Here is a 16,761-nt window from a genome sequence, read left to right as displayed (position 1 = left end):
CTCCTGTGGCTCCTCGTCATGTCCGTCCTCTTGCCGCCCCTCACCCGGCGTGCACCCCGTCGACTTCTAGGTCCGCTTCGCCACTCGCCCAACGGCCGACGCCTACGATCTCGACCTCGCCGACACAGCACGCCTTGCCGCCTGGACCTGGGGAATCGATCCTCTTCTGGAGACACGGCCCCCGGCTTCCCAGGCGTGCAGCCTCCTTGTCGTAGCCGCGGAGCAGTGGAGCCTGTGCGGCTTCTCGTTCCCCCGCCCTCGGACTGCTTCCTGTCCGTGCCCGGCCCGCAGCGCGGCGGCTCGCCATCGGGCGGGAGGACATCGAACGACACGGCTCCCTTCTCCCCACACCACGACCGACCTGCTGACTTCATGGAGATCCGCATGTCTTCCCCACGCGTACTCGCAACAGACACGACATCTCACTCGCGGCAACGTGCACAGGCGCAGGTGCACCGGGAGGAGACGGAGCCGCTCAACCCGGGCTGGCTCCGTACCTTCATGGAGGTCTACCGGACGGGATCCTTCGGGGGTGCGGCCCGGAAACTGCACATCTCGCAGCCTGCGGTCACGCATCAGATCCGGCTGCTGGAGGAGAGGGTCGGGACGCGTCTGTTCGTGCGTCAGGCCACCGGGTCCAAACCCACGCCGGCCGCCGATTCCCTTGCGCATGACGCCGAGGGCCCAGTCGATGCCCTCAACTTCGTGTTGCAGCGCTATTCCAGTAGCGGTGGCCCGCCCGGCAGGATCCGGATCGGTGCTCCCGGTGACCTGATCAGCGACCGGATCCTGCCCGTGCTCGCCGATCTACTCCTGGACAGTGTGCAGTTACGCACGACTCCCGCGCTGTCCGACGCGTTGCTCTCCCAGCTGACCGCGGGCGAGCTCGACATCGTTGTTGCCCGGACGCGCCCCCGCGTGACGGGGATCAGCGCGCTACCCCTCTACGACGAGGAGTGGAGCCTGGTCGCCCATCCCGACGTCGCGCGGACGATCCCCGAGAAGCATCTCGCCCGCAAGGCTCCGCAAATCCTTGGGGGCCGTCATCTGATCGCCTGCGCCGAGTCCTTACCGCTCATCGACCACTACTGGTGGTCGGTCTTCCACGCCGAAGTGCCCGCGGCACCCGATGTGGTGGTTCCCGATCAACGGGCCGTACTCGCCGCCGTCAAGGCATCGGTCGGCATCGCCGTGCTTCCCACCTATCTCTGTGCCGACGATGTCGCCCAAGGCGCGCTGGTCCCCCTGGTCAGACCAGAGGTACCGCCGATCACCACCACGTACCTCGCCACACGGGAGGGAGACGTCACACGTTCCCAGATGTCGGCCGCTCACAGCAGGCTCCTCGAGCACGGCCGTCGCTGGACCTGACCGCACAGGAACCACCTGCATCGCGCCCTGGACGCCGCGAGCCAAAATAGTTGAGGTCATTATCATCTGACCTCGCCGCTTCCTCCTCGACGGACTTCACGCGCACACGTCTGATCGCCCTGCCGTCGGAGGACTGTGCGGCTCTGCACGCCGGACTGCGCCGGATGCTGAACCGAGCGCGGAGGTGGGGGGGGGGGGGGGCGGCCCCCCCCCCCCCCCCCCCCCCGGGCCCGCCCCCCCCCCCCCCCCGGGCGCGCCGCGCCTCCCGCCCGACCTCCGGCTGCCACGCCTTTCTGCCGGCGCGTCAGCCGAAGCCGCTTCCGGTCGGACGGCTCAGGGCCGACGGGCGACGATCAGGCCGTAGCCGATCTGCGGGAGTTCACCGAAGCGCTCGATGATGTCGGCCGCTCTGGACAGTTCCTCGTTGAAGGCACTGCCGTCCGCTCCCTGTGCCTGCCGGATGAGGTCCGCGGCCAACGTGTGACTGCGTCGGACGTTCTCGCCGATGTCCAGCATCTCGACGATCTCCAGGCCGGCCTTGGCCATGTGTCCGGTGTATTCGTCGGCGTCACCGATCGGAGGAATCTCGAACAGTCTCCGGTTGTCCGCTACTATGCCCGCCTCACAGGGGGTCAGCTCACCTTGCTGATAGGGATTTGCGGCCACCAGAGTGCCGCCAGGACGCAATACTCGCGCTGCTTCGGCTATGGCGGTGGCACGATCGGACATGTGCAGGAACGATTCGATCGCGTATACGTGATCGAAGTGAGCGTCGGCGAACGGGAGATCCATACCGTCGGCCTGCTGGAAGGACACCTGCCCAGCGCCTTCCCCGACTTCCGGCCGCGCTCCGGCCATGGCCGCCTGTTGAGCGCTGATGGTGACACCCGTGACGTGCACGCCCCATGTGCCTGCGATACGGACGGCGGGCTTGCCGCTTCCACAGCCGATATCCAGGACCCGGGCACCGGGTGAGAGTGTGAGCCGTTCGGCCACCATGTCGGTCAAAGTGTCGGTGGCCTCTTCGACCGAGGCTTCGTCGTCGCCGTCACGCCAGTACCCCAGGTGAATGTTTCCCCCCATCACCTCAGAGAGCAGGCCAGTCGACTGGTCGTACATTCTTCCCACGTCCGCCGCAGTGGGCGTATACTGCTCGGTCATTTCTGGGACACCTCTTCCCGTTGAACTCCCGGCGTTTCCTCCCCTGACCGAACGGGACGCTACAAAGTTGCGAGCGCCTTTGTCAATGGGGCAATTCACTTGTGCCGGGCCGACTGAAGAGAAAGCCAGCGGATTCCTCATAACTCAACTTATCGGCCTCATGAGTCTAGCTATTGGACAGTGCGGGATCATGTCAGGTCTAATAACTTCCACGTGCTCCCGTCGAATCTGCCGCATGCGACAGCAGTTCGCTGAACAGCGCGGACAGGTACGCCGGACAGTGCAGTCAGGCGGTCGGCAGGCAGGCAGGCAGATGGCACCTCGCTCGCCCTGAGCCACTTCACGCCGAAAGTCCCGGCTCCGAGCCGGAGGTCAGAATCCAGACCCGAGGCATAGCGCTTGACATTCCTCCGATGTCGGCCGTTGGGAGTTCTATGCGTACCGGCCAGGCGTTCCCCTATGAGGGCGACCGCCTCAACGACGATCCGATTGCAATCGTGGGAATGGCCTGCAGGTTTCCCGGTGCCGCGAATCCCGCAGCTTATTGGGCGCTGCTCCATGACGGCGTGAGCGCGGTTTCAGAAAAACCGAGGGAGGGTCGAAGCGGTTTCGGCGCGGGCGGCTTCCTCGACCACGTCGATCAGTTCGATTCGGACTTCTTCGACATCTCTCCTCGCGAAGCGGCTGCCATGGATCCGCAGCAGCGGCTCGCCCTCGAGCTGAGCTGGGAGGCGTTCGAGGACGCAGGGATCGTGCCGGCCGGCCTGAAAGGCCGTGATGCGGGCGTCTTCGTGGGCGCCATGTGGGACGACTACGCCACCGTACTGCACCGGCTTGGTGCGGGATCAGCCACCCAGCACAGCATGACCGGCGTCCATCGCGGCATCATCGCCAACCGGGTGTCGTACGCCCTCGATCTGCGCGGGCCCAGCATGGTGATCGATACGGGGCAGTCCTCCTCCCTGGTGGCCGTGCACATGGCCGCCGAGAGCCTGCGGCGAGGTGAGGCGTCCCTCGCGCTGGCAGGCGGGGTGAACCTCGGTCTCGCTCCGGAGAGCACCGTGTACTCCGAGAAGTTCGGCGGGCTGTCTCCCGACGGCCGGTGCTTCACCTTCGATGCCCGCGCCAACGGCTACGTCCGCGGCGAGGGCGCCGGGATGGTCGTCCTCAAGCCTCTCTCCCGCGCGCTCGCCGACGGCGACCGCGTGTACTGCGTCATCGAGGGCACCGCGATGAACAACGACGGCGCGGGCGAAGGGCTCACCGTGCCCACGGCCCGTGCGCAGGAAGAGGTGCTGCGCTCGGCGTACCGGAAGGCGGGTGTCGACCCGGCCGGCGTGCACTACGTGGAACTTCACGGCACCGGTACGAAGAAGGGTGATCCGATCGAGGCCGCCGCACTCGGTTCGGTGTTCGGCTCGGGCCGGACGGCCGACACACCGCTGTTGGTAGGGTCCGTGAAGACGAACATCGGGCATCTGGAAGCTGCGGCCGGTATCGCCGGGCTCATCAAGACGGTCCTGTGCATCAGGCATCAGGAGATTCCGGCGAGCCTGAACTTCCGTACGCCCAATCCACGGATCCCCTTCGAGGCGTGGAACCTGCGCGTGCAGACCGCGCTGAGCCGACGGCCTCGTGGCGACGGGCCGTTCCTGGCGGGTGTCAGCTCGTTCGGCATGGGCGGCACGAACTGTCATGTGGTGCTCTCGGACCGTCATCTGGCAGCCGTGTCCCCCGCAGCCGTCGGCGGCCGGCGTGCCGAGGGTCTCTCGCTGCTGCCCTGGGTGGTCTCGGGGAGGTCCCGTGCCGCGCTCCGTTCGCAGGCGGAGCGGCTCCGCGAGCACGTCACCACGTATCCCGGGCTGGATCCGGAGAGCGTCGGGGGCTCGCTCGCCGCGCACCGCATGGCGTTCGAGGAGCGCGCGGTGGTTCTGGGCAGCGACCGGGACGACTTCCTGAGCGGTCTGGACGCGCTGGTGCGCGGTGTGCCCGCCGCGAACGTGGTGCGGGGCTCCGCGCGGGGTGCGGGCGGGACGGCGTTCCTCTTCACGGGCCAGGGCAGCCAGCGTACCGGGATGGGGCGTCTGCTCCACGCGACGGTTCCGGCGTTCTCCGAGGCGTTGGACGAGGTGTGCGACCGGCTGGACACCCGGCTGCCCCACCGGCTCCAGAATGTCCTTTTCGCGGAACCCGGTACACCCGAGGCCGCGCTGCTCGACCGGACGGACTTCGCCCAGGTCTCGCTGTTCGCACTGGAGGTAGCGCTCGCTCGCCTGCTCCAGCGGTGCGGGCTGCGTCCGGACTTCCTGCTCGGGCACTCCGTGGGAGAGATCGCCGCGGCCCATGTCGCCGGAGTGTTCTCCCTGGAGGACGCCTGCACCCTCGTCACGGCCCGCGGACGGCTGATGCAGCAGGCCGTCGAGGGCGGCGCCATGGTGGCGCTGGAGGCCGACGAGACGGAGGTCCGCGCGGCCCTGTCCGGGCTGGACCAGGAGGTCTCGGTCGCCGCGGTCAACGGGCCACGGGCCACGGTGATCTCCGGTGACCCGAGAGCCGTCGCCGATGTCGCCGCGCAGTTCGAGGCGAGGGGTCGCAGGACCAAGCGGCTCAAGGTCAGCCACGCGTTCCACTCACCGCACATGGACGGTGTGCTGGACGAGTTCCGTGCCGTCGCCGCGCAGTTGGACTACGGCACCCCGGAGCTTCCGGTCGTCTCCAACGTCACAGGACGGCTCGCCACAGCGGACGAACTCCGGTCGCCGGACTACTGGACCCGTCACATCCGGGCGTCCGTGCGCTTCTTCGACGGTGTCCGTCTCCTGCGGTCGGAAGGCGTCACGAACTACCTGGAGGTGGGCCCCGGGGGCCTGACCTCGATGGTCCGCGAGAGCCTCGCCGTCGAGGGGACACCGTCCGGCGCCGCGATCGTCCCGTTGCTGCGCCGGGGCCAGCCGGAGGACCGTACCGTGGCCACCGCACTGGCCGAGGCGTTCGCATGCGGCGCGCGGGTGGACTGGGAGCCGTTCACCGGCTGGGCCGACGCGCGGCCGGACCTGCCGACGTACGCCTTCCAGCGCCGTTCCTTCTGGCTCGGCGCGCCGGGCGAGCCTGCCGCAGGACAGCACGGCGACGCGGTGCTCGATCCGACGAGCGGTGTCGCGCCGGCCGCGGAGCCGGTCGTCGCCGCTGCCGAGGCGGACATGCCGCAGCTCGTGCGGATGAGCGTGGCGGCGGTACTCGGGCACATGTCGTCCGATCTCGTCGACGGCGGCAGGACGTTCAAGGAGCTGGGGTTCGACTCGCTCACCGCAGTCGAGTTCCGCGACCGCATCGCCGAGGCGACCGGACTGGCACAGCTGGCGCCCACCTTGATCTACAACCACCCCACGCCGGACGAGCTGGCTCGCTTCCTGCAGTCCCTGCTGGCGGGCGAGGAGCCGGCCACCGGCAGTCTGCCGGTGGCGGCCCCGCAATTCGAGCCGATCGCCATCGTGGGCATGGGATGCCGGTTCCCCGGGGAGGTCCGCTCGCCGGAGGACCTGTGGCGCCTGGTGTCCGAGGGCAGGGACGCCGTGTCCGCCTTTCCCGACGACCGCGGCTGGGACACCGGTGAGCTGCGCGACCCGGAGAACCCGGAGGTCCGGTACGCGCGGGAGGGGGGCTTCCTCTACGACGCGGCCGCATTCGACGCGGGGTTCTTCGGGATCAGCCCGCGTGAGGCGCTGGCGATGGATCCGCAGCAGCGGCTGGTGCTGGAGACCTCCTGGGAGGCGCTGGAGCGGGCGGGGATCGACCCGCTGTCGCTACGAGGCAGCCAGGTCGGCGTGTTCGCGGGGGCGATGACGCAGGACTACGGGCCCCGGCTGGGTGAACCGGCCGAGGGCACCCAGGGCTTCGCGCTGACCGGCAACACGGCGAGCGTCGTCTCGGGGCGGGTGGCGTACACCCTCGGTCTGGAGGGCCCCGCGGTCACCGTGGACACCGCCTGCTCCTCCTCGCTCGCCGCCCTGCACATGGCGCGCCGGTCCCTGCAGCACGGTGAGTGCACGCTGGCACTGGCCGGCGGGGTGACTGTGATGGCGACGCCGGGCATGTTCGTGGAGTTCGCCCAGCAACGCGGCCTGGCGCCCGACGGCCGCTGCAAGCCGTTCGCCCGGTCGGCCGACGGTACGGGCTGGAGCGAAGGCGTGGGCATGCTGGTGCTGGAGCGTCTGTCGGACGCCCGGCGCCTCGGTCATCCGGTCCTCGCGCTCGTCCGTGGTTCGGCGGTCAACCAGGATGGCGCGAGCAACGGGCTGACGGCTCCGAACGGGCCGTCGCAGGAGCGGGTCATCCGGCAGGCGCTGGCCGACGCCCGGCTCACGCCGCAGGACGTCGATGCGGTGGAGGCGCACGGCACCGGCACGAAGCTGGGTGATCCGATCGAGGCGCAGGCCCTGGTGGCCGCCTACGGCCGAGGCCGTTCGGGCGACCGGCCGCTGTGGCTCGGCTCGGTGAAGTCGAACATCGGCCACACTCAGGCGGCCGCCGGAGTCGCCTCGGTGATCAAGATCGTAATGGCTCTGCGCAACGGGCGGCTGCCCGCCAGCCTGCACATCGACGAGCCGACGCCGCACGTGGACTGGTCCTCGGGCTCGGTGGCCCTGTTGACCGAGGCGGCACCGTGGCCGGAGGGCGAGCGGGTGCGCAGGGCGGCTGTCTCCTCGTTCGGCATCAGCGGAACGAACGTCCACGCCATCCTCGAACAGGCCCCCGCCGAAGCGCCGAGCGCGTCCGGCGGCCACGACCGGGTCCTGGAAACGGCCCCGGCACCGGCGGACGTGCTGCCGTGGACGCTGTCGGCGAAGACGCCCGAGGCCCTGCGCGACCAGGCTGCCGCCCTGCGGACCTGTCTCGACGGCCGTGAGGACCTCGCTCCTGCCGACATCGGGCTGTCGCTGGCCACCACTCGGTCCGCGTTCGAGCACCGTGCCGTGCTGATCGGCGGTGAGGGGTGCGAGCTGCTGTCCGCGGTGGACGCGCTGGTGCGGGGCACCCCCTCGGACAACGTGGTGCGCGGCACCGCGGTGAGCGGCGCCGAGACCGTGTTCGTTTTTCCCGGCCAGGGGGCGCAGTGGGCTGGGATGGCGGTGGAACTCATGGACTCCTCACCGGTGTTCCGCGAGCGGATCCACGCGTGCGACGCGGCGCTCGGATCCGTCGTGGACTGGTCGCTCCTGGACGTCCTGCGGTGCACCCCCGGCGCGCCGACGCTGGAGCGGGTCGATGTGGTGCAGCCGGCGCTGTTCGCGGTGATGGTCTCACTCGCCCGGCTCTGGGAGTCCCACGGCGTGCGCCCCAGCGCGGTGATCGGGCACAGCCAGGGCGAGATCGCCGCGGCCTGTGTGGCGGGTGGGCTCTCGCTGGAGGACGCCGCGAGGATCGTCGCCCTGCGCAGCCGGGCGCTGACCGAGATCTCCGGTCTGGGCGGCATGGTGTCGGTGGCGCTGTCGGCCGAGCGGGTACGGCAGTTGCCGTGCTGGGACGAGCGCCTGGACATCGCGGTGGTCAACGGGCCGTCGTCGGTGGTCGTCTCCGGGGAACAGCGGGCGCTGGAGGAGGTGCTGGCCGCCTGCGCCACCGAGGGTGTGCGGGCCAAACAGATCCCGGTGAGTTACGCGGCGCACTCCGCGCAGGTCGAGACGATCCGTGAGCGGCTGCTGGAGGAGTTGCGCGGGATCGAGCCCCGGCGCGGCGACGTCCCCTTCTACTCGACGGTGAGCGGGGAGCTCCTGGACACCCGTGAGCTGGACGCCGAGTACTGGTACCGCAACCTGCGGGAACCCGTCCAGTTCGAGCGGGCGATGGGGACGGCCCTGAAGAAGGGGCACACGCTCCTGGTCGAGGTCAGCCCGCACCCCGTGCTGAGTGTCGGTGCCCAGGAAGCCGTCGAGACGTTCGGCGGGTCCGGTGCGGTGGTGGGGTCGTTGCGGCGCGAGGACGGCGGTCCCCGGCGCTTCTTGACCTCGCTCGCGCAGGCGTACGTCCTCGGGGCCTCGGTGGACTGGCGGACCGTCTTCGCCGGGTCCGGTGCGGCGCGGGTCGATCTGCCGACCTACGCCTTCCAGCACCAGCGGTACTGGCTGACGGCGTCCGCCCCGCAGGCAGTGACCGTGCCGGGCGACGACCCGGAACGACGGTTCTGGAACATGGTGGAACGCGGCGACGAGCAGGAGTTGGCCACCGAGATCGGGGCCGGGGAACCGGACGCTCTGCGGGCGCTGCTGCCGGCGCTGACCGCGTGGCGCCGCCGGCAGCGCGAACATGCCGCCGCCGACTCCTGGTCCTACCGGATCGCCTGGCAGCCGTTGCCGAAGCTTCCGGCGGGCGTCCTGTCCGGCCGGTGGTTGGTGGTCGTCCCTGAAGGCGTCGAGCACGAGCGGCTGACGGCGGCCGTCGTCGAGACCCTGGACAGGAGCGGCGCGCAGGCGGTCTCGCTGGTGGTGCCGGCGGGGATCGGCCGCCAGGAGCTGGCGCAACGGCTGCGGTCCGTGGCCTCGGAAGGGCCGGAACCTGCCGGGGTGCTGGCGCTGCCGGGGCCGGACGCGGGGCCGGTGCTCCCTTCGGCGTCCGCGCACCTGGACGCCGTCCTGACGCTGCTCCAGGCCCTCGGGGACGCCGGGATGTCCGCCCGGTTGTGGTGCGTGACCCGGGGTGCGGTGACGGCCGGCGCCGGTGATTCGGTGACCAGGCCCGAGCAGACCCAGATCTGGGGGCTCGGCCGGGTCGCGGCGGTGGAGTTCCCCCAGCGGTGGGGCGGCCTGGTGGATCTGCCCGAGCAGGAGGACAGCAGGGTCGTCGGGCGGCTGCCCGCCGTGCTGGCCGGTCCGGACGGCGAGAACCAACTCGCACTGCGGCCCTCGGGGGTGTACGTCTGCAGGCTGCTGCGCGCGCCCCGGCGGGACACCTCCGGCGCGGGGCGATGGACGCCCCGCGGCACCGTCCTCGTCACCGGCGGCACCGGTGCGCTCGGCGCACATGCCGCGCGCTGGCTGGCGGACAACGGGGCGGAGCGCCTCGTGCTGGTGAGCCGCAGCGGCCGGGAGGCGGCGGGCGCCGTCGAGCTGGAGGCGGAGCTGACCGGCCTCGGGGTCCAGGTCGACATCGTGGCCGGCGACGTCGCCGACCGCGGGACGCTCGCCGGGCTGCTGGCGGCGCTGGACGCGGACGGCGCCGGCGTCCGGGCGGTCGTCCACGCGGCCGGGGCGATCGAGAGCGTCCCGCTCGGCTCGCTGACCCCGCGGCGCTTCGCGGACGTGGTGCGGGCCAAGGCCGACGCCGCGCAGCACCTGCACGACCTCACGCGCGACCGGGACCTGGACGCGTTCGTACTGTTCTCGTCCGTCTCGGCGCTGTGGGGCAGCGCGGGCCACGGCGCGTACGCGGCGGCGAACGCCTTCCTGGACGGCCTGGCGGCCCACCGCCGGGCACAGGGGCTGGTGGCCGCCTCGGTGGTCTGGGGCCCGTGGGACGGCGGCGGCATGACGTCGCGCGACGGCCTGGACAAGGCGCTGGCCCGGCAGGGGATCAGGCTCATGGCACCGCGGCAGGCGGTCGAGAACCTGCGGCACTGCGCACTCGACACGTCGTCACCGGTGATCACGGACGTGGTCTGGGAGACGTTCTTCGCGGCGTTCTCCGCGACGACGCCGAGCCGGCTGCTCACCGAACTGCCCGAGGTGCGCGACGCGCTGCGGGAGACGCGGCCGCAGGACGGCGCCCCGGCGGCGGGGACGCTGACGGAGCGGCTCGCCGGGCTGAGTCCGGGCCGGCGCAGGGAGGCCGCCGCCGCGCTCGCCCGCACCCAGGTGGCGACCGTCCTCGGACACGCCGACGAGAGCCAGGTCGGCGACCGCTCGCCGTTCAAGGACCTGGGCGTCGACTCCGTGATCGCGGTGGAACTGCGCAACCGGCTCCAGGACCACACCGGCCTGGGCCTGCCGGTCACCGTGGTGTTCGACCACCCGTCGCTGGAGAAACTGGCCGATTTCCTGGTGGCCACCGCTTTTCCGCAGGACGCGGGCGAATCCGCGGACACCGCCGCGGCGGCCGGCGAAAGGGACCGGGAACGTGCGCGGGAGATCCAGGAGGCGGAAGAGCACATAGACGAACTGGACGTCGACGATCTGGTGCGGCTGATGCTCGGCGAGCAGTAGGCGAGCGGGAGACCGCACGCGAAACGACCGATTTTCCGAGGAAACCGATCTGTGAGGGGTCATGGCTACTTCGCCGGACAAGATCGTCGATGCCCTGCGCGCGTCCATGAAGGAGACGGAACGGCTCCGGCGGGAGAACGAGGACCTGGCCGCCGCGCGGCACGAGCCGATCGCCATCGTCGCCATGGGCTGTCACCTCCCGGGCGATGTGCGCAGTCCGGAGCAGTTCTGGCAGCTCATCGCGGCGGGCGGCGACGCCGTGTCCGAGTTCCCGGCGGACCGGGGCTGGGACCTCGACGCGCTGTTCGACCCGGCCCCGGACCGGCCCGGCACCATCTACACGCGCCACGGCGGTTTCCTCACCGACCTGGCCGGATTCGACGCGGAGTTCTTCGGGATCAGCCCCCGCGAGGCGGTGGCCATGGACCCGCAGCAGCGGCTGCTGCTGCAGACGTCGTGGGAAACGCTGGAGCGGGCCGGAATCGACCCGACGGCGCTGCACGGCAGCCGCACGGGCGTGTTCCTGGGAACGGCGTTCCAGGATTACGCGACGCGTGTCCGGCCGGCCGACCTCGGGGAGTACGAGGGGTACTTCCTGACCGCGGGGGCGGCGAGTGTGCTCTCCGGCCGCATCTCGTACACGCTCGGCCTGGAAGGCCCCGCGGTGACCGTCGACACCGCCTGTTCGGCGTCGCTGGTGGCGATCCACGCGGCGTGCCAGGCGCTGCGCCGGGACGAGTGCTCCCTCGCGCTGGCGGGCGGTGTCACCGTGATGACCACGCCCGCCCAGCTGCAGGGCTTCAGCCGGCAGCGCGGGCTGTCCGCGGACGGGCGGTGCCGGTCCTTCGCGGCGGCGGCGGACGGCACGGGGCTGTCCGAGGGCGTCGGTGTCCTGCTGCTGGAGCGGCTGTCCGACGCCCGGCGGGCCGGCCACCGGGTCCTGGCCGTGGTGCGCGGCAGCGCGACGAACCAGGACGGTGCGAGCAACGGCCTCGCCGCGCCGAACGGCCCCTCCCAGCAGCGGGTGATCCGGCAGGCGCTGGCGGACGCGCGGCTGGCCCCGCAGGACGTCGACGCGGTCGAGGCGCACGGCACGGCCACCACCCTGGGCGACCCGATCGAGGCGCAGGCGCTCCTGGCCACGTACGGGCAGGACCGCGCCGAACCTCTGTGGCTGGGCTCGGTGAAGTCCAACGTCGGGCACACCCAGGCGGCTGCCGGGGTCGTCGGCGTCATCAAGATGGTGCTGGCGATGCAGCACGGCGTGCTGCCGCAGACCCTGCACGTCGACGAGCCGACGCCGCACGTGGACTGGTCGGCAGGGCACCTGGAACTGCTGACGCGGGCCGTCGACTGGCCGGACACCGGGCGGCCCCGGCGCGCCGGGGTGTCGTCCTTCGGGATCAGCGGCACCAACGCCCACGTGATCCTGGAGCAGGCGCCCGCCGCCGACTCCGCCCTTCCCCCGGCCGCCTCCGCTCCGCTCCGCGTGGTGCCGTGGGTGCTGTCCGCCCGGAGCCAGGACGCCTTGCGGGGCCAGGCGCGCGCGCTGCTGGCCTGGCTGGAGGAGCGCGGCCCGCTCGACCCTGCGGACGTCGGGCACGCGCTCGCCACCACGCGGGCGGCCCTGCCCCACCGGGCCGCCGTCGTCGCGGGCAGCGGCGACGAGCTGGTCCAGGGGCTGGCGGCGCTCGCCGAGGACCATCCCGATCCGAGGGTCGCCCCGGGCACGGTGACACCCGGGAAGCTCGGGTTCCTCTTCACCGGCCAGGGCAGTCAGCGGGCCGGGATGGGGCGTGAACTCCACGCGGTCTCACCGGTGTTCGCAGAGGCGTTCGACGCGGTGTGCGCGGCGCTGGACCCGCATCTGGAGCGGCCGCTGCGCGAGGTGGTGTTCGGGGCGCCGGACGCGGGCGCGCTGCTCGACCGGACCGAGTACACCCAGCCGGCGCTGTTCGCGCTGGAGGTCGCGCTCTTCCGGCTGTTCGCCCACTGGGGTGTCCACCCGGACCGGGTGGCGGGCCACTCCATCGGTGAGGTGGCCGCCGCCCACGTGGCCGGGGTGTTCTCGCTGGAGGACGCGGCGGCGCTGGTGGCGGCGCGGGGCCGGCTGATGCAGGCCCTGCCGGAGGGCGGCGCCATGGTCGCCGTCCAGGCGACCGAGGAGGAGGTGCTGCCGCTGGTGGCCCGGCACGCGGACCTGATCGGCCTGGCCGCGGTGAACGGCCCGTCCTCCGTGGTGGTCTCCGGGGAGGCCGGGGCCGTGCGTCGGGTCGCCGCGCACTTCGCCGCCGAGGGGCGCAAGACGAAGGAGCTGACGGTCAGCCACGCCTTCCACTCGCCGCTCATGGACGCCATGCTGCCGGAGTTCCGCAGGGTCGTCGGCGGGCTGTCCTTCCACTCCCCCGTTCTGCCGGTCGTGTCGGCGCTGACCGGCGAGGAGATCACGGGCGAGGAGATCCGCGATCCGGAGTACTGGGTCCGGCACGCCCGGGGGACCGTGCGGTTCGCGGACGCGCTGCGGGTCATGGAGGCCGGGGGTGTCCGCACCTTCCTGGAACTGGGCCCCGAGGGCGTGCTGTCGGCCATGGGCCGGGACACGCTCACCGCGCCGGACGCCGACCTGGCGCCGGCGCTGCGCTCGGACCGAGGCGAGGAACTCGCCCTCACCACCGCGCTGGCCCGGCTGCACACCCGTGGTGTCCCGGTCGACTGGACGGCGTTCTACGTCACGAGCGGCGCACGGCCGTGCGACCTGCCCACCTACGCCTTCCAGCTGCGCCGCTACTGGATGGACGCGCCGGCGCCGTCGGCCGCCATCGGTTCCGCGGGGCTCGCCGCGGCCGGTCATCCGCTGCTCGGCGCGGTGGTGTCCCTCGCCGACGACGAACTGGTCCTCACCGGACGGCTTTCGACGGCCGGCCACGGCTGGATCGCCGATCACCAGGTGTTCGGCCGGGCGCTGCTTCCCGGCACCGCCTTCCTCGAACTGGCCCTGCACGCCGGGGAACGGGCCGGCTGCGAGCAGGTGGAGGAACTGACGTTCCACACGCCTCTCGTGCTGCCCGGACAGGGCGCGGTCGACCTGCGGGTGCGGGTGGGCGCCGTGGACGAGTCCGGACGGCGGTCGCTGGACGTGCGTTCCCGGCCGGACGGCGCGGCGGACGACGAGCCGTGGACCCCGCACGCCACCGGCGTCCTCGCACGGACGGGCGCCCCCACACCCGAGGACCTGGCCGTATGGCCCCCGCACGGCGGGGAGGCGGTGGACGTCACCGGGCTCTACCCCTCGATGGCGGAGACCGGCCTGGAGTACGGGCCGGTGTTCCAGGGGCTGCGGGCGGCCTGGCGGCGCGGAGACGAGCTGTTCGTGGAGGCCGGTCTGCCGGACGGTGCCGGGGCCGAAGAGTTCGGCGCGCATCCCGCGCTGCTCGACTCGGCCCTGCACGGGGTCGCGCTGGGTGTCGTGCTCCCCGGCTGGGACCGGGCCCTGCTGCCGTTCGTCTGGCGCGGTGTCACCCGGCACGCCGTCGGCGCCGCGAGCCTGCGCGTGCGGCTGGCGCCGGCGGGTGAGGACGCGGTCTCCGTGGTGGCCTGGGACGAGACGGGTGCGCTCGTGCTGTCGGCCGACGCGCTGGTGCTGCGCCCGGCGTCCCGCGACCGGATCGACGGGGCCGGGAGCGCCGTGCACGACCGGCTGTTCCGGACGGACTGGGAGACACGCGCGGCGCCGACGGCCCGTGGCGCGGCGCCGGACTGGGCGGTCGCGGGCGCGGGCGCGGGGGATCTGGCCGCGCGGCTGGGCGGTGCGCCCGCCGGGGTGCACCGGGATCTGGCCGCGCTGTTGCGGGCGGGCGAGGCAGGCGGGCGGGTCCCCGACGTGGTGCTGGTGCCCTGCCGCGCCGACGGCCCGCCCGCGTCCGACGACGCGGACGCGGTGCGGTCGGCCGCTCACCGGGCACTCGGGCTCGTGCAGGCGTGGCTGGCCGACGAGCGGCACGCCGGCAGCCGGCTGGTCCTCATGACGGAGCGTGCTGTCGCCGTGGAGGCGCAGGACGTGCCGGATCCGGCGCACAGCGCCGTCTGGGGTCTGGTGCGCACGGCCCAGTCGGAGTACCCCGGCCGGTTCGTCCTGGCCGACGTGGACGGGCGGGACGCCTCGTACGGCGTGCTGGCCGAGGCCGTCGCCTCCGGAGAGCCGCAGCTCGCCCTGCGTGACGGCGAGTTGAAGGTCCCCCGCCTGGTCCGGCTGCGCCCGCAGGACACGCTGTCCGTGCCGGCGGCGCCCGCCTGGCGGCTGGACTCCGGCGGCGGGACCCTGGACGGTCTCGCTCTGGTCCCTCACCCGGAGGCCGAACAGCCGCTGGGCCCCGGTCAGGTGCGGGTGGCGGTGCGCGCGGCCGGGCTGAACTTCCGTGACGTGCTGAATGCCCTGGGCATGTACCCGGGAGAGGCCGGGCCGCTCGGGGTGGAGGGCGCCGGGGTGGTCACGGAGGTGGGGTCCGCCGTCACGTCGGTGGCACCCGGCGACCGGGTCCTCGGTATGGTCTTCGGCGGGATCGGCCCGGTCGCCGTGACCGACGAGCGCATGGTCGCCAGGATCCCGGACGGCTGGTCGTTCCCGCAGGCGGCGTCCGTGCCGGCCGTCTTCCTGACCGCGTACTACGCGCTGTCCGCCCTCGCGAAACTGCGCCCCGGGCAGTCGGTGCTGGTGCACGCCGCGGCCGGCGGCGTCGGCACGGCCGCCGTCCAGCTGGCCCTGCACCTGGGCGCCGAGGTGTACGCGACCGCCAGTCCGGCGAAGTGGGACGCGCTGCGGGCGATGGGCCTGGACGAGGGGCACATCGCTTCGTCCAGGACGCTGGAGTTCGAGGAGAAGTTCCGGCGCACCAGCGGGGGCCGTGGCGTGGACGTCGTCCTGGACTCCCTGGCGGGGGAGTTCGTCGACGCGTCCTTGCGGCTGCTGGCCGCGGGGGGCCGGTTCCTGGAGATGGGCAAGACCGACATACGGGACCCCGAGGTGGTCGCGGCCGCGTACGACGGGGTGCGCTATCAGGCGTTCGACCTGGTCGACGCGGGGCCGGACGGCATCCGGGCGATGCTGACGGACCTGATGGGGCTGTTCGGGCGCGGTGTGCTGCGCCTGCCGCCTGTGACCGTGTGGGACGTCCGCCGTGCGGCCGAGGCGTTCCGGTACCTCAGCCAGGCACGGCACGTCGGCAAGGTGGTCGTGACGGTGCCGTCGGGATTCGATCCGCAGGGGACGGTGCTGATCACCGGGGGGACCGGCGCGCTCGGCTCGGCGGTGGCCCGCCGACTGGTGGAGCGGCACGGCGTGCGGCACCTGCTGCTGGCCGGCCGCCGGGGTGCCGGGGCACCGGGCGCGGACAGCCTGGTGGCGGACCTCACCGCACGGGGAGCCGAGGTGAGGTTGGCGGCGTGCGACCTCACCGACCGCGCCGCGCTGGAGCACCTGTTCAGCTCGGTCCCGGCGGCCCACCCGCTGACCGGTGTCGTGCACACGGCCGGGGTGCTGGACGACGGCGTCCTCGGGTCCTTGACGCCCGAGCGGCTGGACACCGTCCTGCGCCCCAAGGCGGACGCGGCGCTGCATCTCGACGAGCTCACCCGGGACGCGGATCTGGCCACGTTCGTCCTGTTCTCCTCGACGGCCGGGGTGCTCGGCGGGGCGGGGCAGGCGAACTACGCGGCGGCGAACGTCGTCCTGGACTCGCTGGCGAGCCGGCGCCGGGCCGCGGGTCTGCCCGCCGTCTCCCTGGCCTGGGGGCCCTGGGAGGACTCCGGCAGCATGCTCGGCGGGCTCGGCGAGGTGGACCGGGCCCGGCTCGGCCGCACCGGTCTGGTGCCCCTGTCGGACGACGAGGGCCTGGAGCTCTTCGACGCGGCCGTCGCGGCGGGCGAAGCCGCCGTCGTCCCGGCCCGGGTGGACGTCTCGGTGCTGCGCCGGGCGGCGGGCGACGAGGTCCCGTACATGCTGCGGGACCTCGCCAGGACACCGAAGCGGAGGGTGGGC

The 16,761-nt window shown here is 72.5% G+C and carries 4 protein-coding genes; 3 read left to right on the top strand and 1 reads right to left on the bottom strand.

The features are described from left to right. The first annotated feature begins 372 nt into the window (after positions 1–372). The gene (locus ACFV4G_RS22135) at positions 373–1,371 is read left to right on the top strand and encodes a LysR family transcriptional regulator (protein ID WP_380442957.1); all 999 of its coding nucleotides are present in this window, start codon (positions 373–375) and stop codon (positions 1,369–1,371) included. Positions 1,372–1,704: 333 nt separating this feature from the next. Here ACFV4G_RS22135 and ACFV4G_RS22130 read toward each other — a convergent pair whose 3' ends face one another. Next, a complete protein-coding gene (locus ACFV4G_RS22130; RefSeq protein WP_380442955.1) occupies positions 1,705–2,532 on the bottom strand; it encodes an SAM-dependent methyltransferase in 828 nt (275 codons plus the stop codon). A 434-nt stretch (positions 2,533–2,966) separates the two neighbouring features. Between ACFV4G_RS22130 and ACFV4G_RS22125 the strand changes: the two genes are divergently transcribed. Further along, positions 2,967–10,727: a type I polyketide synthase gene (locus ACFV4G_RS22125; RefSeq protein WP_380442953.1), complete on the top strand. Its 7,761-nt coding sequence runs from the start codon at positions 2,967–2,969 to the stop codon at positions 10,725–10,727. A gap of 61 nt (positions 10,728–10,788) precedes the next feature. After that, a partial coding sequence (locus ACFV4G_RS22120; RefSeq protein ID WP_380442951.1) for an SDR family NAD(P)-dependent oxidoreductase occupies positions 10,789–16,761 on the top strand: 5,973 nt, incomplete at its 3' end.

Origin of the sequence: Kitasatospora sp. NPDC059747 (assembly GCF_042732955.1) — a bacterium.
Taxonomy (GTDB): domain Bacteria; phylum Actinomycetota; class Actinomycetes; order Streptomycetales; family Streptomycetaceae; genus Kitasatospora.
The sequence above is the reverse complement of the archived record's forward strand: the minus strand, read 5'-3'. Positions and strand labels throughout refer to the sequence as shown.